This is a genomic window from Mucilaginibacter gossypii, assembly GCF_017569325.2.
GTDB classification, from domain to species: Bacteria; Bacteroidota; Bacteroidia; order Sphingobacteriales; family Sphingobacteriaceae; genus Mucilaginibacter; species Mucilaginibacter gossypii.
Genome location: NZ_CP071878.2, coordinates 7,052,896 through 7,074,066 on the forward strand (window position 1 = coordinate 7,052,896; position 21,171 = coordinate 7,074,066).

At 42.7% G+C, this 21,171-nt stretch carries 17 protein-coding genes and 1 tRNA gene; 12 read left to right on the plus strand and 6 right to left on the minus strand.

The features are described 5' to 3' along the window. Positions 1-191 precede the first annotated feature (191 nt). The 7 genes from J3L18_RS30440 to J3L18_RS30470 all read left to right on the plus strand — a co-directional run bounded on the left by J3L18_RS30440 (position 192) and on the right by J3L18_RS30470 (position 8,441). Positions 192-262 (plus strand) — tRNA-Gln (locus J3L18_RS30440). A gap of 153 nt (positions 263-415) precedes the next feature. Next, positions 416-1,360 carry a ribose-phosphate pyrophosphokinase gene (locus tag J3L18_RS30445; RefSeq protein WP_091166935.1) on the plus strand — a complete coding sequence of 315 codons (945 nt, stop codon included), beginning with the start codon at positions 416-418 and terminating at the stop codon, positions 1,358-1,360. Between the two features lie 172 nt (positions 1,361-1,532). Then, a complete protein-coding gene (locus J3L18_RS30450) occupies positions 1,533-2,117 on the plus strand; it encodes a 50S ribosomal protein L25/general stress protein Ctc (protein ID WP_091165479.1) in 585 nt (194 codons plus the stop codon). Positions 2,118-2,267: 150 nt separating this feature from the next. After that, positions 2,268-2,828: an aminoacyl-tRNA hydrolase gene (gene pth / locus J3L18_RS30455; protein ID WP_090529151.1), complete on the plus strand. Its 561-nt coding sequence runs from the start codon at positions 2,268-2,270 to the stop codon at positions 2,826-2,828. Between the two features lie 104 nt (positions 2,829-2,932). Further along, positions 2,933-5,371, plus strand: coding sequence for a TonB-dependent receptor domain-containing protein (locus tag J3L18_RS30460; RefSeq protein WP_129569149.1), 2,439 nt, complete (start codon positions 2,933-2,935; stop codon positions 5,369-5,371). 115 nt (positions 5,372-5,486) lie between these two features. Then, entirely contained in the window at positions 5,487-7,958 is a 2,472-nt protein-coding gene (locus tag J3L18_RS30465; protein ID WP_189549179.1) for a TonB-dependent receptor domain-containing protein, read from the plus strand. 132 nt (positions 7,959-8,090) lie between these two features. Beyond that, entirely contained in the window at positions 8,091-8,441 is a 351-nt protein-coding gene (locus tag J3L18_RS30470) for a Spx/MgsR family RNA polymerase-binding regulatory protein (protein ID WP_129569147.1), read from the plus strand. A gap of 133 nt (positions 8,442-8,574) precedes the next feature. Here the strand turns inward: J3L18_RS30470 and J3L18_RS30475 are convergent, their stop codons facing one another. Further along, positions 8,575-9,537, minus strand: coding sequence for a phytanoyl-CoA dioxygenase family protein (locus J3L18_RS30475; RefSeq protein ID WP_129569146.1), 963 nt, complete (start codon positions 9,535-9,537; stop codon positions 8,575-8,577). A gap of 229 nt (positions 9,538-9,766) precedes the next feature. On the opposite strand from J3L18_RS30475, the gene J3L18_RS30480 reads away from it, so the two are divergent. Next, positions 9,767-11,761: a M1 family metallopeptidase gene (locus tag J3L18_RS30480; protein ID WP_129569145.1), complete on the plus strand. Its 1,995-nt coding sequence runs from the start codon at positions 9,767-9,769 to the stop codon at positions 11,759-11,761. A 142-nt stretch (positions 11,762-11,903) separates the two neighbouring features. On the opposite strand, the gene J3L18_RS30485 is transcribed toward J3L18_RS30480, so the two are convergent. Continuing rightward, positions 11,904-13,112 (minus strand): IPT/TIG domain-containing protein, encoded by a 1,209-nt coding sequence (locus tag J3L18_RS30485; protein ID WP_189549177.1) that lies wholly within the window; start codon positions 13,110-13,112, stop codon positions 11,904-11,906. Positions 13,113-13,288: 176 nt separating this feature from the next. On the opposite strand from J3L18_RS30485, the gene J3L18_RS30490 reads away from it, so the two are divergent. The 3 genes from J3L18_RS30490 to J3L18_RS30500 all read left to right on the plus strand — a co-directional run bounded on the left by J3L18_RS30490 (position 13,289) and on the right by J3L18_RS30500 (position 16,099). Then, positions 13,289-14,131 carry an oxidoreductase gene (locus J3L18_RS30490; RefSeq protein WP_129569143.1) on the plus strand — a complete coding sequence of 281 codons (843 nt, stop codon included), beginning with the start codon at positions 13,289-13,291 and terminating at the stop codon, positions 14,129-14,131. Positions 14,132-14,359: 228 nt separating this feature from the next. Then, on the plus strand, positions 14,360-14,677 hold the full coding sequence (locus J3L18_RS30495) for an NIPSNAP family protein (RefSeq protein ID WP_129569142.1): 318 nt from the start codon (positions 14,360-14,362) through the stop codon (positions 14,675-14,677). A gap of 12 nt (positions 14,678-14,689) precedes the next feature. Further along, on the plus strand, positions 14,690-16,099 hold the full coding sequence (locus tag J3L18_RS30500; protein ID WP_129569141.1) for an ATP-dependent DNA helicase: 1,410 nt from the start codon (positions 14,690-14,692) through the stop codon (positions 16,097-16,099). Positions 16,100-16,302: 203 nt separating this feature from the next. Here the strand turns inward: J3L18_RS30500 and J3L18_RS30505 are convergent, their stop codons facing one another. Continuing rightward, positions 16,303-17,037 carry a LytR/AlgR family response regulator transcription factor gene (locus J3L18_RS30505; RefSeq protein WP_129569140.1) on the minus strand — a complete coding sequence of 245 codons (735 nt, stop codon included), beginning with the start codon at positions 17,035-17,037 and terminating at the stop codon, positions 16,303-16,305. Then, entirely contained in the window at positions 17,034-18,149 is a 1,116-nt protein-coding gene (locus tag J3L18_RS30510) for a sensor histidine kinase (RefSeq protein WP_129569139.1), read from the minus strand. The genes J3L18_RS30505 and J3L18_RS30510 overlap by 4 nt, the downstream gene beginning before the upstream one ends. 236 nt (positions 18,150-18,385) lie before the next feature. On the opposite strand from J3L18_RS30510, the gene J3L18_RS30515 reads away from it, so the two are divergent. Continuing rightward, positions 18,386-18,697 carry a hypothetical protein gene (locus J3L18_RS30515; RefSeq protein WP_129569138.1) on the plus strand — a complete coding sequence of 104 codons (312 nt, stop codon included), beginning with the start codon at positions 18,386-18,388 and terminating at the stop codon, positions 18,695-18,697. Positions 18,698-19,186: 489 nt separating this feature from the next. On the opposite strand, the gene J3L18_RS30520 is transcribed toward J3L18_RS30515, so the two are convergent. Further along, the gene (locus J3L18_RS30520; RefSeq protein WP_129569137.1) at positions 19,187-20,185 is read right to left on the minus strand and encodes an ABC transporter ATP-binding protein; all 999 of its coding nucleotides are present in this window, start codon (positions 20,183-20,185) and stop codon (positions 19,187-19,189) included. A 124-nt stretch (positions 20,186-20,309) separates the two neighbouring features. Next, positions 20,310-21,140 (minus strand): outer membrane beta-barrel protein, encoded by an 831-nt coding sequence (locus J3L18_RS30525; protein ID WP_091165522.1) that lies wholly within the window; start codon positions 21,138-21,140, stop codon positions 20,310-20,312. Between the last annotated feature and the right edge of the window lie 31 nt (positions 21,141-21,171).

Consider the following 21,171-nt stretch of genomic DNA (forward strand, 5'->3'; position numbering starts at 1 on the left):
AGGTTTAAAGCAGCCGAAAATAATAAAACTATTGGGATGTTGCCATTAAAAGAGGCGTTTTGAGGCGCATTTGTATTTTATTTTACTGTGTTTGAGTTGATAATAAACTTTTTTAAAATTCTATTTTGAGAATCAAATATTCGCGCTATATTTGCATTCCTTTTCGGGGAGTAAAACAAACCAAAGGAGATTGCCTGATAGTATAATGGTAGTACGACGGTTTTTGGTACCGTTTGTCTAGGTTCGAATCCTGGTCGGGCAACAATAAAATTCGGATTTCGGATTTTCAATTTCGGATTTATTCTGATTGGAAAACTTGAAATCCGAATTGTGTTTTATAACGGTTGTATTTGTAAAAGATCAACGGTGGAAGACAGGTAAATCCGAAATCGAACATCCCAAATCCAAAATCAAAATGCCCTTACAATTTAACCCGGTTAAATTATTTTCAGGATCAGGTTCGCAGGAGCTTGCGCATCTTATAGCCGATGCTTATGGTCGTGAGTTAGGTGAAGTTGTGATATCGCGTTTTAGCGATGGCGAATACCAGCCGCATTTTAACGAATCTGTAAGGGGATGCGATGTTTTCCTGATCCAGTCTACCCACCAGCCTACCGATAATTTAATGGAGTTACTCATGATGATTGATGCCGCCCGCCGCGCTTCAGCACATTATGTAAACGCCGTTATACCTTATTTTGGTTTGGCCCGTCAGGACAGGAAAGATAAACCACGTGTTGCCATTGGTGCAAAACTGGTAGCCAACTTGTTAGTTGCAGCCGGCATTAACCGCATCATGACCATGGATTTGCACGCAGCGCAGATCCAGGGATTTTTTGATGTTCCGGTTGATCACCTGGATGCTTCTATCATTTTTGTACCTTATATCAAAAGCCTTGGTTTAGGTCACCTTACCATTGCATCGCCTGATATGGGCGGTTCATACAGGGCCCGGAGCTTTGCCAAGTTCTTTAATGCCGAAGTGGTAATTTGCGATAAACGACGTAAACGCGCTAACGAAATTGAAGCCATGACGCTGATAGGGGACGTTACCGATCAGGACATAGTACTGATTGATGACATTTGCGATACTGCAGGTACGTTAGCGAAAGCAGCCGGATTGATCATGGAGCGTGGTGCACGCAGCGTACGCGCGGTTTGTACACATCCGGTATTATCAGGTAAGGCTTATGAAACGATCGAAAACTCGGCATTAACCGAGCTGATAGTTACAGATACAATCCCGCTTAAACAAAGCAGCCCTAAAATAAGGGTGCTTTCAACCGCCGAACTGTTTGCAAAAGCGATAAGCAACGTAAACGAACACGGTTCGATTAGTACCTTGTTTAAGGTGGATTAGTTTTAAGTCCATAGTCGATGGTCGATAGTCCATGGCTGTGGTTGAATTAGTTTTAAGTCCGTAGGCAATGGTCGATAGTCCATGGTTATGAACTTGTAAATTGAATAAAAGCAAATCCATGGTCTATTGACTATCGACCATGGACTACAAATAAATAAACAAATAAATAAAAATGAAATCAATTGCTATTAGCGGTTCTCTAAGAGAGAACGTAGGGAAAAGAGACGCAAAAGAGCTGCGTTACAATGGCCAGGTGCCTGCAGTTCTTTATGGTGGTGCTACCCAGACCCACTTTTCTGTGTCCGCAGCTGATTTGAGAGCCGTAGTTTACACTCCGGTTGTTCATTTCATCGATCTGGAAATCGCCGGTGTTAAATCACAAGCTATCATCAAGGACATCCAGTTCCACCCACTAACTGAAAAAATCACTCACATTGACTTTTTATTGTTAGATGAGAAAAAACCTATCACCATCGAGATCCCAGTTAAATTAACCGGTACTTCTCCAGGTGTTAAAGTAGGTGGTAAGCTGGTTCAAAAATTAAGGAAACTGCGTATCAAAGCGCTTCCTAAAGATCATCTTGATGCTATTGAAGTAAGCATCGAATCTCTTGAAGTTGGTAAATCAGTAAAAGTATCTGATATTAAATTAGATAACTTAGTGATCACCAACGCTAAAGAAGATACCATTGTTTCTGTAACTACCTCACGTGCATTACGTCAGGCAGAGCAGGAAGCAGCTCAAGGTAAGAAATAAGCCCCCTAACCCCCTGAAGGGGGAAAAAGAGGTGAAATTAAAAACAGCGGTAGAGCAATTTCTATCGCTGTTTTTGTTTGAGCAATAAATAATATCTTCGCATAAAAATTTAAGCTAATCAAAAATTCCCCCTTTAGGGGGCCAGGGGGCATGAAATATTTAATAGTAGGTTTGGGGAATATTGGTCCGGAGTATGCAGATACACGGCATAATATAGGTTTTATGGTGTTGGATGAACTGGCCAGGCAAGAGGGAGCGAGGTTCCAAAACTCGCGGCTGGCTTATTATACCGAGGTATCGTTCAAAAGCCGTACGCTTTGCCTCATTAAACCTACTACCTATATGAACCTGAGCGGAAAAGCCCTGAGCTACTGGATGAAAGACCTGAAAATTCCGGTGGGGAATGTTTTAGTTATCGTGGATGACCTTGCCCTGCCGCTGGGTACCTTACGCTTAAAACCCAAAGGCAGTGCCGCCGGGCATAACGGCCTTAAAAATATTGAAGAGGTGCTTGGCAACAATAACTACGCACGCCTGCGTTTTGGCATTGGTGATAATTACCCCAAAGGCCGGCAGGTTGATTTTGTGCTGAGCCCGTTTGATAAAGACGAACAGCCCGAACTGCCTGCACTGATCGATCGTTCGATAGAGATGGTGAAGAGTTTTGCAACTATTGGAACCGAACTTACCATGACCCGTTATAATAAGTAACAACGTCGTTACAAACTAATATTTTAGTTAAAATTCCGTTCAAATCGTAATTCGTGTTGTAACGCACGGGTGTGTACTTACGTCTTGTAAACCTAAATAACCTTATGAAACAAATCCTGCTAACGGTACTTTGCTGTTGCTTTTCTACTTTCTTATTTGCTCAAACAAAAGCTCCCGTCGCTCCGGCAGTTCCTAATATTATTGTAAAAGGTATTATCATTGATTCGGCTAATAACAAACCTATGGGGTACGTTACTGTTGCGCTCCAGGATGCCGCAACCAAGGCCCCGGTAAAAAGTACGCTTGCTAAAGACGATGGCAGTTTTGAACTAAAAGCGCCAGAAGGTAAAACTTACCAGTTAGTTGCTGTTTTTATTGGTTACGCCACCAAAACTATCCCGGTAAAACTTACAAATAATACATTTAATGCAGGCCGGATCCTGCTTTCGGCATCGAGCAAACAATTGAAAGAAGTTACCGTTACCGCCGTTAGGCCGGTAATGAAACAGGAGGTCGACCGCCTGAGCTATGATGTAACTGCCGACCCGGAAAGTAAGTCTATCACCGCGCTGGATATGATCCGTAAAGTACCTTTGTTATCTGTTGATGGCAACGACGCTATCAAGCTACGGGGTAATGATAATTACAAGATCCTGATAAATGGAAAAGAATCGGCCATGATGGCCAAGAACCCATCGGACGTGTTGAAATCCATGCCCGCTGCCAATATTGAAAAAATAGAAGTAATCACCACGCCGCCCGCAAAATATGACGCGGAGGGTTTAGCGGGGATCATCAATATCATCACCAAAAAAAATGCCGACCAGGGTTATAATGTAAGTATCAACACCGGCTATAACAATGTTTTTGGAGAACGTGCCAATGTAAACGTAACTGTTAAACAAGGTAAATTCGGTTTCGCGGGTTACGCAGGCTACAACCACAGGCCCGTGCAAACTTCATCGTTTGAAAATATTACCAATTTTTATCATCCTAAATCGTCGCTTAACCAAACCGGGACAAGGGGCAATGGGGCTAACAATGTGTACGCCAGCGGTGAGCTGAGCTATGAGGTAGATACCCTGAACCTCATTACAGGTATGTATGATTTTTATAACGGTAAAGGTAAGCAGCAAAATAACCAGGTAACCAGTATTAGCGATAGTGTTGATGCTGTTACCCAGTTTTATCGCTTATTTAATTCGGGTAATAGTACATTTCATGGTGCAGACGCAGGCCTGAACTATCAGTTGGGATTTAAAAATCATAAAGATCAGTTGCTAACGGTATCATATAAATACAACAATAACAACAATGATCAAAATAACAATGCAACATCGGGTGCCGATAAAATTGGCGTTCCGCCTCCGGCAGATTATAAGCAGTACAATAATTCCGGTTCAAAGCAGCACGCTTTTCAGTTAGATTATATTCAGCCGGCAAAAATACTGACACTTGAAGCAGGCGGTAAAGTTATTCTGAGAAACAATTACAGTAATTTCCATACGGATACACTAACGCAGCCAGGTGTTTATCAAACTAATGACAGTCAAACTAACGATTTTACTTACAAGCAGAACGTTTACAGCTTGTATAACTCCTATTCGGTAAAGCTTGCCAAATGGGCCTTTAAGGGAGGCCTGCGTTTAGAACATACAACTGTTAATGCCGATTTTTCAACCACTAACAGCACCGTTCACCAGGATTATAACAATCTTATACCATCGGTATCTATCCAAAAAAGTTTAAAAAGCAGCAGCCTTACTTTAGGGTTCACCCAGCGCATCCAACGCCCGGGTATCTACCAGTTAAACCCATTTACTGATCGTACCAACCCGCAATATGTTAACATGGGTAACCCTAATTTGAAGGCCGCGGTTATCAATAACTTCGAGCTGGGGTATAGTAATTTTGCCAAAGGATCTATCAACCTGAGCACCAATTACTCGTTTGCCAATAATACAGTACAAAACCTGGCGCGGGTTGATTCGGCCGGGGTAACTACCAATACTTATGACAATGTGGGCTCTAACAAAAACTGGGGCTTTGATGCCAATATCAACTATCCTATCACCCCAAAACTAAATGTAAATGTCAATGCCGAACTTTTATTTGTTTGGCTTAAGGGCTACTATAACGGTTCGCTTTATAAAAACAGCGGTAACCAGGGACACATTTTTACTTATACCAGCTACAAATTTGGCGGCGGCTATCGCGCCGGCTTAAACATTGGGTATGACAGCCGTTACGTATTGCTGCAGGGGAAGGATAATTATTATTTCTTCAGCTCTATCAGCGGTACTAAAACCATGTTTAAAGAAAAGGCCACGCTATCAGTAAACATTAATAATCCTTTCAAAAAATTCAACAAACTCGACTTCTACACCAAAACGCCCGACTTTGATACTTACACCGCCAACAACAATTTTTATCGCACTATTAACGTGAGCCTGAGCTACAAGTTCGGCAGGCTTAACAGCAGCATAAAGAAAAATCAACGTGGTATTAACAATGATGATACCAGTAGCGGAAGCCGCAATTAACAACTTTAGTAACTAACCCGTTACCTGGCAGTGGCAAACGTTAAAAAGTGTTAAACGCATATTTTTTGGTGTCACGCCCGGGTATCTTAAACGTCTTATGACCAAAATCGCAATTATGAAACAATTTCTACTAACAGTGCTATGCTGTTTTGTCACGGGCATGGCTATGGCCCAGGCTGCCGCACCGGTTCCTGTTCAAAATATAACCGTTAAAGGTACCGTGATCGATTCGGCAACCAATAAGCCATTGGGGTATGGTACTGTTGCATTGCAGGATGCCGCCACTAAAACCCCGGTAAAAAGTACGCTTGCCAAAGATGACGGGAGCTTTGAACTGAAAGCCCCCGAAGGTAAAACCTATCAGCTCGTAGTAGCTTCAGTAGGATATGCAACCAAAGTGCTCCCTGTAAAAATGGATGGTAAAACGTTTGATGCGGGGCGGATCCTGGTAGCAGCATCAAGCAAACAGCTGAACGAGGTAACCATTACCGCTGTAAAGCCGGTTATGAAACAAGAGGTTGACCGCCTAAGCTACGATGTAACTGCCGACCCGGAAAGTAAAGCGGTATCTGCATTGGATATGATGCGGAAAGTACCGCTTTTGGCTGTGGATGGCGATGATAACATTAAATTAAAAGGCAGCGGTAAATACAAGATCCTGATCAATGGAAAAGAGTCGGCGCTGATGGCCAAAAACCCATCTGACGTGTTAAAGGCGATGCCGGCCACCAACATCGAAAAGATTGAGGTGATCACTACGCCGCCTGCAAAATACGATGCCGAGGGTTTAGCGGGTATTATCAATATCATTACTAAAAAGAACGCCGATCAGGGCTATAATGGCAGCGTCAACATGCGCTATAACAGTGTTTGGGGGCCGGGGTATAACCTGAACATGACTGCCAAGCAAGGTAAGTTCGGAGTTTCGGGTTATGCAGGTTTTGGTAACCAGAAGCGTAATACTAATACATCAACCACCAAACAAACTTTTTTTGATCCTGAATCAAGCATCCTGCAAACAGGAAATAATTCATTTGGCGGTAAATATCGCTATGCTAATGCAGAGCTGAGCTATGAGATTGATACGCTAAACCTGCTTACCGGTTCATTCGAGTTTTTTCATGGCGAATTTGATCAGGACGGCTTACAACGATCGGCCCAAACGAACGCGGCCGGTGATCTGACCCAGGGTTATAGGCTGTCGAGCAACGGTTACAATCATGATCAGGGTCTCGACGCGTCTATCAACTACCAGTTAGGCTTTAAAGGGCATAAAGATGAATTGCTAACATTATCCTACAAATACAGCTACGGACCGAGCAAAAATTTCACCGATAACCAGTTTTCGGAAAGGGTTAATTATTACAATGCCCTTCAACCTGATTTCAGGCAATATAATAATGCCGGTAACCGAGAGCATACCTTCCAGTTAGACTATGCCTATCCGTTAAAAAAGATCAGTATTGAGGCCGGCGGTAAAGTTATCCTGCGTAATAATTTCAGCGATTACAGGCGCGAAGACAAAGATTCAACCAGCTCGGTATATAATGTAAATGCAGGACAAACTGGTGCGTTTGATTACCATCAGGATGTGTATAGTGCTTATAACTCGTATCAGTTAAAGTTTGATAAATGGACAGGTAAGGCTGGTTTACGTTTGGAGCATACCCAGGTAAATGCCGTGTTTACAGGTACGCCGCTTGATAAAAGCTATAATAACTTTATTCCATCGGTATCTGTTCAGCGCTCTATGAAAAGCAGCAGCATCAGTTTGGGCTTTACCCAGCGCATTCAAAGGCCGGGCATTTACCAGTTAAATCCATTTATTGATAAATCGAACCCTAAATTCATCAGTACCGGTAATCCCGATCTGAAACCCGAGCTGAACAATACTTTTGAGTTGAACTATAGTAATTTCTCAAAAGGATCAATCAATGTTGGTTTGAGCTATGCGTTCTCCAACAATGCTATCCAAAACGTAACCAGCCTGATTCAAAACAACATGGGCGATCATATTGATACCGTTACGTTTACTACGTACCAAAATTTGGGCAGCAACCGATCACTTGGCTTAAACTTGAATACCAATTACTCAATCACTAAAAAGTTTACGGTTAATATCAACGGGCAAATTTCGCATGTGTGGTTAAAGGGAACTTATAACGGCCAGTTTTATAAAAATGACGGGTACACCGGCAACGCTTTTGCTAATATCGGTTACAAATTTGATGGGGGCTATCGCATTGGCCTCGATGCCGGCTTCTTTAGCGGAGATGTTACCTTACAGGGCAAGTCAAGCAATTTTATTTTTAACTCTTACGTACTCTCTAAAGAGTTCCTGAATAAAAAGCTGACCATATCTGCGGTAGCCAACAACCCATACAGTAGATACCGTACATTCAGATCGACCACACATACAGTTGATTTTGACCAGGAATCGTTGTATCATAACCGCTACAGGAATTTTGCTGTGAGGTTAAACTTTAAGTTTGGTAAATTGAATGGCGATATCAAAAAGAACCAGCGTGGCATTAATAACGATGATACCAAAGGCGGGGGCAAAAGCAATGGCGGCGGCAATGGTTAATTGCTGATAGATATTTGTTAGGAGAGGCGCGTAACGGCGCCTCTTTTTGTTTTTTATCGCCATATTATAAAACAACAGGCGAGTTGAAATAGTCCCTGCTCATGATATATCGAAATCCGTAAATTTACCCCCATGAAAGTTTACGGAATAACCAATTGCAATACAGTAAAAAAAGCCCTCGATTGGCTTAAAGAAAATAAGGTAGCTTACGATTTCCAGGATTTCAAAAAGCTGGGTGTAAGCGCCGAAAAATTGCAGGAATGGGATACCAAAGCAGGTTACGAAAAGTTTTTGAACAAACAAGGCCTCACATGGAAACAACTTGACCCTGCAGTTAAAGAAAGCATCAAAACCAACGCCGACGCGCTGCAATTATTACAGCAAAAAACCAGTATGATCAAACGCCCGGTTATTGAGGATAACGGTTTCCTTTTCTTCGGTTTTGATGAGAAGGTTTATGCCGATCATTTTTTGGGGAAGTAAGGGAGCCCTCAGGAGATATCCTAAATCCATTTCATTGCACTACTATTATGCAATGAAATGGATTTTTAAAATTGGTTTAGCAAAGTAGTATGTCACTTTAGTTTCAATATTAACAAGGCCGTTACTGCTTAAATTATCGTTTTTTCTTGAACAAAGCTTTGAATAATAACTTAATTAGGCCCTTTCTGTTGTCGGTGGTGTTAAATATATACTGGGTTTTATTAATCTTTAAATAGTTAAGTTTTTGGCCATTATAATTTGGTTCAGCTTTTTCGCCTGTTGCAATGTTGGTTAAATTATGTCTTAAGAAAAGTTCATCAGTAACCATATTGCTTAACATTGGTGTATAATAATAACAATCCTCAAAAAAGTAATGTGTTACCTGTGACCATCTTGATGAACCTGCTTTCAAAACCGGCATACCTCCATGTAATATATTGCTCGACCAAATTAAAACATCCCCCTTTTTTGCATGAAATATTTTCTTTTCAAATGAGCTTACTTCTATTACTTCTTCTATAAAGTCCTCATATTCTTTGTAGTCGCCATAGTTGTTGCTATCAGCACTTGCTTTGATTTGGGAAAAATTGTATTCGGGCAGCTGGTGGGAGCCAGGATAATAGAATAATGGACCATTTTCTTCTGTTATGTCCTCCAATGCAACCCATACACCGCACATGAATTTTGCAGGTAAGGAACTGAAGTGTATAGTATCCGAATGAGCCCTTTGTTGTGTTCCTACACTAAAATTTAATGTTTGAAACGGGATCGGTTTTCTGCCGTAAAACAATTCAAGTAGTTTAAGAACAGGAGGATAAGAAGCTAAGTCACGGCATGCCTCTGAAACCTCCCAAAAGTCCTGAACCCTTTGTTTATCACGATAATTTTTTAATGGAAAGTTGGCATCAAAGGCTTTTTTTTCTGTTTCTTGTTGAACTTTATCAATCAAGGTTGCAGGGAAAAAATTACTTAACGTTGTGAAGCCATTTTCATGATAATCGATGCACAATTTTTTTTCTTCAGCGGTTAGGTTTTTTGTTTCCAGGATCTTGTAAAAAAATGGGGACTCAATCCATGGGTAATTAGATGTTATCATAAATAAGGATGGTTATTTAATAAGCGGAGTTTTTCGTTTATTAATTCACAAACGTAAACATAAAACATAAATTATGTATTGGAATGCTGATATTTTTAATCTATCTGATATATAGCTTCTAAGCATGAATTTAATTATTTAATAAATCGGTAACAATCGTTTTACCAATCTTTTGCATCTCCCTAATTTGTAGTATACTTGTTCCTTTACGCAATTTATTTGACTGAACATGAAACTAAAACTGATGGCAGGTTGCAGCCTTGCCTTTATGTTGGCCGCAAGCGTGAGTTACGCCCAGCAGCCAGCGCCTAACACCACAACAGCCCCCGCCGGTTCTGTTTACGATTATCACGAAACTTTTGGTCCCGGTTTTTATACTAAAAATGGTACCGAGTTCCGCGCAGCGAGTGGCGAGCCAGGATATAAATACTGGCAAAACCGTGCAGACTACCAGCTGGCTGCCAAACTGAATGATCAAACCAACGAAATTACCGGCTCGGAAGTTTTAACGTATACCAATAACAGTCCGCAAACATTGGGCTTTATGTGGATGCAGTTGGATCAGAATCTGTTTAAGCTCGATTCAAGAGGTACAGCCATCGTTCCCCCGGCAGGTAGCCGTAACTGGGGCCGCGGCGAGGCGTTTGATGCCGGTTATAAAATTAAATCGGTAAAAGTTGCTGGTTTGAAAGGCGAATATGTCGACGTTAAATTCCTGATCACCGATACCAGGATGCAGGTTTTCCTTCCAAAAGAAATTGCCGCGAACGGCGGACAGGCTAAACTGAAAATTGAATACTCATTTGTGTCGCCAAATTATGGGTCGGACCGTATGGGCTATCTGCAAACCAAAAATGGTAAAGTTTATACTATTGCGCAATGGTATCCACGCGTATGTGTGTATGACGACGTAATGGGCTGGAACACCCTGCCGTATAGCGGCCCGGGTGAGTTTTACCTGGAATACGGTGATTTTGACCTGAACATCACTGCACCTGCCAACCATATTGTTGTAGCATCCGGCGAATTATTAAACCCGCAGGAAGTATATACCCCTGAGCAATTGAAACGCTGGGCAGCTGCCGAAAAAAGCGAAAGCACTGTCATCATCCGCTCGGCTGCTGAAGTTACCGATCCAAAATCGCGCCCTGCCGGTAAAACCCAGTTAACCTGGCACTTTAAAATCAAGAATGCCCGTGATGCTTCATGGGCTTCATCTGCAGCATTTATTATCGATGCTGCCAAAATGGACCTGCCAAGCGGTAAAAAATCAACTGCCATATCTGCCTACCCGGTTGAAAGCGACGGCAACGATGCCTGGGGCCGTTCAACAGAGTACGTTAAAAAATCTATTGAGTATAACTCATCAAAATGGTTCGAGTTCCCTTATCCTGCTGCTACTGCGGTTGCAGGTATAGTGGGTGGTATGGAATATCCAGGCATTGTTTTCTGCGGAGCGAAAGCTAAAAAGGCAAGTCTTTGGGGTGTAAACGATCATGAATTTGGTCATACCTGGTTCCCGATGATCGTAGGCTCAAACGAGCGCATGTACGGCTGGATGGACGAGGGTTTTAATACGTTTATCAATACGCTATCGACAACTAACTTTAATAACGGCGAATACAAAAATACCCGCGTGCCGGATATGCACACTATCGGTGCTTTCTTTACCAGGCCCGATCTTGAGCCTGTTATGAGCCAGCCGGCTAACTTAAAAGAGAGAAACACTGGTACCCTGCTTTACTCAAAGCCAAGTGCCGGTTTAGTATTGCTGCGCGAGCAGATCTTAGGCCCGGAGCGTTTTGATTTCGCCTTTAAAACCTACATTAACCGCTGGGCATTTAAACACCCAACTCCCGACGACTTTTTCCGCACGATGGAAAATGCAAGCGGCGAAAACCTGCAATGGTTTTGGAGAGGTTGGTTCCTGAACGACTGGCGTTTGGATGTTGCTGTAAGCGATGTAAAATATGTTGATAACGATCCAACCAAAGGCTCGCTGATCACTTTAGATAACCTGGGTAAAATGGCAATGCCGGTTATCCTGGAAGTTAAAACCAAAGGTGGTAAAGTTGACCGCGTAAAACTGCCGGTTGAAATTTGGGAGCGTTATGCGTCATGGACATTTAAATATCCATCAACCGAAGAAATTGAATCGGTTACTTACGATCCTGATAAAGTATTACCGGATTACAATCCTGAAAATAACGTTTGGAAAAAATAGCCTCTCTGGATCTCCCCCCTAAAAGGGGAAACAAAAAAACCGGCGATGAGCGTTAGTTCATCGCCGGTTTTCGTTTGATTATCTTTAATTCCAGACTTTACGAAACCTTATAGAAGCTTAAAGGCTGCAATACAAAACTTGTTTATTGCAATGATATCTTCAGGATTTTATTATTCCTTGTATCGGCTATAAAAATATTGCCGCTTTTATCAACTACATGGCCTTCGGCATCAGCCAAGCCGCCGGCCACTAAGTTAGTAACGTTATCCTTGTTAACTTTTATCAACGAGGAGTTTGCGCTAACGTATAAATTACCCGCGGCGTCTAAACTTATCGCGTCAATACCGTCAAAAGTGGTGTTACGTACACCGGTTGTTGCAACCGTTGTAACTACAGCAGCGGGAGTTATTTTCCGGATGCGTTGATTTAACAGGTCGGCAACAAAAACATTCCCGTTTTTATCTGTAGCCACACTTACCGGCAAATTGAAACTTGCCGCTGTTCCAGTACCATCTGTTAGTGCTGATATCGAGTTTCCGGCAAAAGTGCTTACCATACCGGTATTATCAATTTTCCTGATCACATTATTTTGCGGGTCGGCAACATAAAAATTGCCCAAGCCGTCTATACTGATCCCTGTGGGGTTTTTAAAAGTAGCCAATGTAAGCGAGCCATTTGTAAGGCCATAAGCACCGCTGCCGGCAAAAGTACTTACCGAGGCTGTAGGAGTAATTTTTCGTATTACGTGGTTTAATTCATCGGCAACATAAATGTTCCCTGCATTATCTATGGTTAATGCATCCGGGTGATTAAAGCAAGCTACTGCACCAATGCCGTTTACCAGCCCCGCAGTACCGCTTCCTGCAAAAGTGCTTACCGTTCCGGTGGTGCTTATTTTCCTGATCTTATTGTTTTTTGAATCGGCAACATATAAATTGCCATCATTGTCAATCACTATGCCAATTGGTCCATTAAAACTTGCCAAGGTACCATCTGCATCATTTGCTCCCGCTGTACCGCTGCCTGCAATTGTAGTTGTTACCGGTGTTAACAAATAGGTAAAAGAGGGGCCTACGATGGTTTTGCCATTTACAGTAACTTTTATAATTCCGCTTCCTGCTCCTACAGGTACAGTTGCGGTAAGTTTAGTTGCTGTCGCCGTTTTTACAATACCCTCTTTATCGTTAAAAAACACCTTGTCATCAGTTAAGGTTGTGCTGAAGCCGGTACCCGTAATTTCGACAAGGGTATTAAACGGGCCTTCATTTACATTGATCGAACTTACTATTAATGCAGGGGGATCTGTTTTAGGGGGCGTGGGATCTCCGCCGCTTTTAGAACACGAAGCCAAAATACATGTACTAACTAGAAAAGCAATTGAGAGAATTAATTTAGGGTTCAGGTGTAGCATTTTTATTAATTTGACATAAAAATAATTAATAATTGCCAGCTTATGCAACAATGAACTTCAACTGACAAACAATTGAATACAACACCGTTATTTTACAATATCAAACACAAACTATCATGAAAAATAAAGTATGGTTAATAACTGGTTGCTCAACCGGTTTTGGCAGGGAATTGGCAAAGCTTGTTTTGCAATTAGGTTATAGAGCCGGTGTTGCAGCGCGCAATACAGATGACATAAAAGATATCGTTGACGGTTATCCTGAAACAGCAATAGCTCTGAAGCTTGATGTGACAAAAGCTGATGAGATCAAATCGGCAGTTGAGACAATTACACAAAAATTTGGTACTGTTGATGTATTGGTTAACAATGCCGGCATCGGCTATTTTGGCGCTATTGAGGAGAGCGAAGAGGAGGAAGTAAGGCGTATGTTCGAGATTAACTTCTTCGGTCTTGCCAACATGACTAAAGCTGTTTTGCCGGTTATGCGTGCGCAGAAAAGCGGGCATGTGGTCAATGTAGCATCCATTGGTGGCCTGGTAGCATTCCCTGCAGTTGGGTTTTACAATGCAACTAAATTTGCTGTGGATGGCTATTCTGAGGCATTAGCTAAAGAAACCAAACACCTGGGTATTAAAGTTACGGTAATTGCGCCAAGCGGCTTCCGCACCGATTGGGCAGGCCGCTCTGCTAATAACAGTAAAATCGTTATCGACGATTATAAAGAAACCGCAGGTACCAACAAAAACAATATCCGTGGCTACAGCGGCAAACAACCCGGCGATCCGGAACGTGCTGCCAAAGCTATTGTTGATGCGGTGGAGGCAGAAAACCCGCCATTACGTTTGTTATTGGGCAAAGCAGCCCTAAGAGGTGCCCGAAATAAGCTGCAGGAACTGCAAAAGGATTTTGATACCTGGGAGGCAACTACCATAGGTGCTGATTTTCCCGAGGGGGAATAATATTGAAAGAAAAATTGTCATTTCGATTGAGCGGGGAGGTGGAGCGTTAGGGCGAAAGAGAAATCTTATACGCGATGCATGACGGACATGCAAGTTTGCTAAGGAGGGCGTGTAAGATTTCTCCCTACGGTCGAAATGACAGCTTTTTTTGATTACGTTTCAAAGGGTACAGCTATTTAAAAGCGGTAAAGTTTTTTTGTAAATTGCATTCACAATAAACGGAAGCCTATGGGACAGATTGTAATTGTTGCCTATAAACCCAAACCGGGCAAACAGGAGGCATTGAAGCAACTCATGAAAACGCATGTACCCCGCCTTAAACAGGAGGGGCTGGTAACCGATCGTGAATCAATCATCATGAAAGCAGCCGATGGCACCATTATTGAAGTTTTTGAATGGCTGAGTGCCGAAGCCATTGCAAATGCCCATCATAATAAAGCAGTGCAGCAAATGTGGGGCGAATATGCTGAAGTTTGTGATTATGTTCCGCTTAATACACTGAAGGAGGCCGGAAACATGTTTGCGGACTTTGTGCCTGTTGATTAAAGAAGAATCTCTGTGCCCATTACTTTAAATACAGATCAAAAAGCTGCTTTCAAGGCAATTCAAAAATTTCTTGATCATCCCGCTACAGATGTTTTTGTGTTGAAGGGTTATGCCGGTACCGGTAAAACTTTTTTGATGCAGCACATTGCACAATGGCTGAAAGAAAAGGAAAGGAAGTTTTGCATGCTGGCAGCCACAGGCAGGGCGGCCACCGTTTTAAGGGGTAAAACGGGTTTCTCCGCCTCAACAGTTCATGGCGAATTATATAATTTTGATAAGATAGATGGCCTTGACGAGGAAACACTGGCCGAAAGTTCGGCGCCACGTATGGCCGGACAAATGACCATGCAGTTTTCAACCCGCACTGCCGATGCCGAAACCACCATTTATATTGTTGATGAGGCTTCGATGCTTTCAGGCACGTTGACTGAAGGCAATGGCTTCGCGGTTTTTGGCTCGGGAATCCTGCTTCAGGATTTTTTCCAGGTAGCTAACAAGAGCAAGATTATTTTTGTCGGCGACCCCTGCCAGTTGCCACCCGTAGGGCAAAGCTTTAGCCCAGCGCTTGATACAGACTGGCTGGCTAAAAATCAGCGTTTCCCGGTATCTGTTAAACTCTCAAAAATAGAACGTAATAAAGATGACAATGATATTTTGGTTTTGGCAGGAGCTATCCGCACCATGAGCGAAAGCCGGGAGCGCATCAAATTTCCAAAGATCCCGGCATCAAATCTTAATAACGTAAAACTTCACCCTACAGATGATGTTATGTTTAACCTGTACGCGGCAAATTATAAGGCAGCCGGCCCCAATAGTTGCCTGGCCATAGCACGCAGCAATAAAAAAGTTCAAATGATAAACCGGGATATGCGACGCGAACTTTTTGGTTCGGGATATGTGCCCCTGCAGGTTGGTGATGTGTTGCTGGTAACACAAAATAATTATTCGGTACCGCTAACCAACGGCGATTTTGTAATTGTAAATGAGCTTGAAGAAACCGAACAAAAGCTGGGCATGAAATTTCAAAAAGTGTTGGTTACCGCGCTGGCTTCGGGGAAGGAGTTTAAGATGCTGCTTTCTTTAGATGCGCTTGAAAGCTTAAAGGGAAATCTCACTAACGATCAATCCAAAGCGCTGATCATCGATTTTAATGACCAGATGAAGGCAAAAGGCATTTCTCAAAAAAGTGAACAGTATAGGGAAGCCATGCGCGAAGACCCTTATCTCAACTGCCTTAAAGTTTCGTACGGCTATGCTGTAACCTGTCATAAAGCCCAGGGTGGCGAGTGGAACAATGTTTACCTCTTTTTAGATAAAAGCATGTACGGTTCACCATACTATGAACTTTGCAAATGGTGGTACACTGCCGTTACCCGTGCAAAAGATGAATTGAATTTGGTAAATGACTGGTGGGTTGCGTAGGAATAGCTGTTCAAAAGGAATAAGAAAAAGCGTGGGATTGGTGCGATTCCCTCCCCTGGGAGGGTGTAGGGAGGGGGTTCTTAAATAGTGCCTATTAAATAGCAAAGCGTATAAACCCCTCCCTGCCACTACGCTTACCAGCCGCACCCCTCCCGGGGGAGGGAATGAAAAAGAGCGAACATTTGTAATATTTTAAGGTTTTATCACCCCATCTGCAACCGTTCACTCTTTAGCTTTTTCTGTACATCCTGCTTATAATTACGCCCGATAGGCAGCTCATGCCCGGCAACATCCATACTATAGGCATAGAAAGAATCTATTTTGTTTAACGCCACTATAAACGACCGGTGGATGCGTACAAACCTGCTCTCAGGAAGCATTTCTTCGAGCAAGCTGATCTTTTGCCTGGTAATGTGAACCTGGTTATTTACGGCCACTACTTTAACATAATCGCGCAGGCTTTCTATCCATAAAATATCATTGATATTAACCTTAATTGTTTTGCGGTCTACTTTAAGATAAATGAACGTATGGGTATCACTTACAGGCTCTTCATGGGAAATCAGGAGTTTGCCCTTATGCTCGTTTAGCTGATAAATCTTGTCGACCGCCCGCAGGAAACGCTCAAAAGAGATAGGCTTTAAAAGGTAATCAACCGCGTTGAGCTCAAAACCATCAAGGGCGTATTCGCTGTAGGCGGTGGTGAAAATTACTTTAGGCGGGTTCTTGAAGCTTTTCAGCAGGTCGGTACCTTTTATTCCCGGCATCTGAATATCCAGGAACATCAAATCGATAGGTTTTTGTTGCAAGAGGCGAAATGCTTCAATACCATCATTGCAGGTAGCGGTAACCTCCATCTCGCTAAAGCGCGCAAGATAGTTTTTCAATACCTCAATGGCATGCGGCTCATCGTCGACTATAAGTGTGCGGATTTTCATGCGGTTACCATTTGTTGTACAGCAGATTGTTTTATGATTTTCAGGTCGAGGTCAAGCGCTACAAAAAAGGTATCTTCTTCGTTCACGATCTTCAGCCGTGAGGTATGAGGGTACAGCAGGTTGAGCCTTTTGGTTACGTTCTTTAGCCCGATATGCCCCGGTGTATAGCCTTCTTCAACAGGATGTTCGGGCTTGCTGTTGGCTACTTTTAACTTGAAGTGGTTTAGTGTAACACTTATATCAATATTGATCCAGGTAGCGCCTACCTGCTCGCTGGTGCCGTGTTTAAAAGCATTTTCGATAAAAGGTAAAATGAGCAGCGGGGCTATAGTTTTATCTTTCAAATTACCGGTAATGGTAAAGTTAATGTCGATGCGGTCTTCATAGCGAAGTTTTTCGAGCTTTACATATTGCTGCATCATAAATACTTCCTTCTCCAAAAGCACTTCGTTATCTGAGCATTCATAAAGCATATAGCGCAGCAGGTCCGACAGGCCAATTATGGCCTGCGGCGATTTGGGCGAATTGTTAAGACTTAACGAATAAAGGTTATTAAGTGTATTAAATAAAAAATGCGGATGTACCTGGGCTTTCAACGCGTTGAGTTCGGCTTCTAATGCCGCCTGCTTGCGCTCATACCACATTTTAAAAAGTTTAATAGCAAGTACAAACCCAGTAAACAGGTTAGTCCCTTTAAATGAATTTACCAGGCTTTGCCCATCTGTTAACTGCTCAAAAAACGGACGTTGGGTGGAGGCGATGTAACCGGCATCTGTAACATGCATTACCCGAATCAGATAAGGGGCAACAAAAAAGATCCCTATTGTACGGCTGATAAACATGCATGCAAAAACAAGCGGTATCAGCATCATGAAAAACATCACATATCGCTTTTCAAAAACGTATTTGGGCACCAGCCAGTAGGCAATGGCATAGTAATACGCAATTTGTATGGGCATGTACAAAAGGTTATTGCGTAAGGATACCCAAAAATTGGTCTGGAACGAATAAAGCGTCGTGATAAAAAACGATACAAATACCCAAAATATCACGTGCTGCCAAAAGCGCGGCAGCTTTATATTATTGAGCAGGAGATCGAAACCGGTATTCATATAGCTAATTTACTGTAAAACAGTTTAATTGGGCGGCTTTTAGGATAAAAGTGCGACAAACTGCAATCATTTGATGACGAACTACCTGGAGTAAGGCTACTTCGGTGCATTTTTCAGGTTGGATGTTTATTTGTCGTATTAAAATGCGGTTAATCGTAACTGGCGGGTTGTGTGCCTACGCTATTTTCATGCCATTTTACGGGCCCTTATTTTTAGTTTATATTAAAAATAACACCATGAAAAAGTTAATTATCACAGTTTGTATCCTGGCATTTGCAGCAGCTGCGGTGCAGGCTCAAAATAAAATAACAAACGTACGCGGTTTTTGGGTAGTTGAACACAATATTAATTTGCCCCGCGTGCAAACCATTAAGTTTTATAACGATAACAATGAGCTGATATACGAAGAAACAGTTTACAGTAAGCTCAACATTAAAAAGAAAAAGACCCGTATGGCGCTTGATCAGGTCCTTGACAGGTTGAACGAGCGCACTGCCTATGTTGAAAGTAAAAACCTGGTAATGTTGAGCCTTAATTTAAGGAATTAAGATTTTTTTAAATATACGTTTAAAAACCGGTTGTCAACGCGAGGTATGGCGCCGGTTTGTTTTTTTAAAATATGATGTTCTGCAGCTAAAGTTGGCAGAGGTAAAATGACTTCTCCTCCATGTTATTGCGAGGAACGAAGCAATCGCCCAGAGGCAGGTAACGGCTGTTGTTGTATTGAACTTACATCGTCGCGCTCCTGGCCGCGCGGCCCCAGTTACTTTTGTCGCCACAAAAGTAACCAAAAAGGCTTGCAGCAGAGAGGCTTCTTTGCGCTCTGCCGCGTGTATGTGCCCATTGCACGGCCTTCCCTGCAAAATGAGCAGAACCACGGGCTGCAATTATTTTGCCCCGGTTCGCACTCGCCCCGCTTCTGCAAAAACTTGCTATGCCCCTGCGGCCGCACTTACCAACATTGTTCTGCACGTTTTCGCCCGAAGCTGATCTGCTGCGGAAAACACTTTGGAAAGAAGATGTTTATGCTTTTGCCACTAATACTCCAAATACTTCTCTACCCTTACCGCTACCAAATCTCCCTCGGCATACTTTCCGGTTTCCTCGCTCAAAACCCGTAGGGTAATATCTTCATGCCTAAGGATCAGATCCTCATAAAAACCTTTAAATAACACCTGCTTAACAACCCAGCTTTTGGTTGCCGCTATCAATTTAATTTTGATTTGCTCAGGATAAACAACCGCATATTCTTTGGTTATGTCAATGCCGCAAAAACGGGCTTCATGAGCGGTTAGTACGTTGCAATTGGTGAGCAATTGGGCCGTATAAAGAGATTTGGGATGTTTGTATAGAGCCTTGGGATTGCCATGCTCAACAATTTCTCCTTTGTTTATAACAATGAGCTCATCTGCCATCGATAGTACTTCGGCCGGGTCATGGGATACCATGATCACAGTTAATCCAATTTCTTTAACTATCTGCCTGATATCATGCTGTAAACCTTCTCTGAATGAAGTATCAACCTGGTTAAAAGGCTCATCGAGCAGTAGTACCTGCGGATGGGTAATGATGGCCCTTGCAATGGCTACGCGTTGCTTTTCGCCGCCGCTCAGGTCGGCCACCCGCTTATCGGCCATGGCAAACATGTTGAGCTGTTTAAGCACCCTTTCAGTTTTCTCCTGTTTGGCTTTGAGATCTGTTGCCGGCAGCATAGCAGCCACGTTATCCCAAACTTTGGCAAACAGGTTAAGATCATCGGTATGCTGGGTTACCATTTTCATGGCATCATGACCGGGGATCAGCTTTTCTTCAGGGCCCCAAATGCGTTCACCTTTAAAGTAAACGGTGCCTTCATCGGGTGAGAGCAATCCATATAACAAGCGTAGTAAAGTGCTTTTACCGCTGCCACTTTCGCCAATAATGGCGGTGATTTTGCCCGGCTCAATAATGAGCCCGGTTTTTTTAACACCGGCCTGCTGCTTTCCCGGGAATATTTTACTTATGGCAACTGCCTGCAAAAAAGGAATCTCTGACATCAAGGGCAAAGATAAACGTTTGAACCATGATTCTGAACCATGATTTGCCTGATTTAAGGATTACAGGATGGCAAGTCATCCATCTATCATGGTCATCCTGTAATCCTTAAAATCAGGGTTCTGTTTAAAAGCCAAAAGTCAATCCAAACGAGAAGTTTCTCAAGCCTTTTTGATCCGGGCTGTTTTCAAACATATCGTTGAAGTAATACTTGGCATAAAGACCCATGATGCCGTACCCCATGCGTACAAACACGCCTTTGCGCAGTTTGGCAAAATGATAGTCGTCGTTAAATTTTTGCTTGCCATTTTCCTCACTGATTTGTTTTACGCGGCCGTTAAGCAAGATGCCAATCTCCGGACCGGCAACTAACCTGAAATAATTCCCCCGGTCATCTTCATGGCTGCGGTAATAGAACGATAGCGGTATGCGAAGGTAGGTTGATGAAAAACGGTTTTTGCTGAAGTGGATACTGTCCTGAACGTAGGTGAGCACCGGCGCGTTACGCTGTATGGTGATATCATTACGTAAGCGGATATGGGTCCAGTCGAAACCGCCGGATACATAGATTTTGAAAGCACTGTTAAAGCGATAACCAAATTGCAGTACGTCAAAGCCAAAGTTGCTTGTTTTCCACTGGCGGTAGCTTAAAAATTTGTTTTTGTCGGATAAAGTAAAGCTCCCGTTGTCAATCAGCGTAGCAAAACCAAGGTCGATCCTCGAAAAGGTTACCCCGAATGAAAAGCCCGGCGCTTTGTGTGCGTGATAGGTGGTATCAGGCTCATCATTATTAATGTTAACCTGGGTTACGTCATCGCCAAAGCCAAGTTTTACTTTAACATGCTTTTTATGTGTAGTGGTATCGGTGGTGTTTTGTGCAGAATCGGCAGGTGTGCTTTGAGCAAAACCAAAGCTTGCGGCAAGGCATATTGTGATGGTAAAAATAAGGCGTTTCATATGTTGTGGTATGTCTATAGTTCGCTAAGAT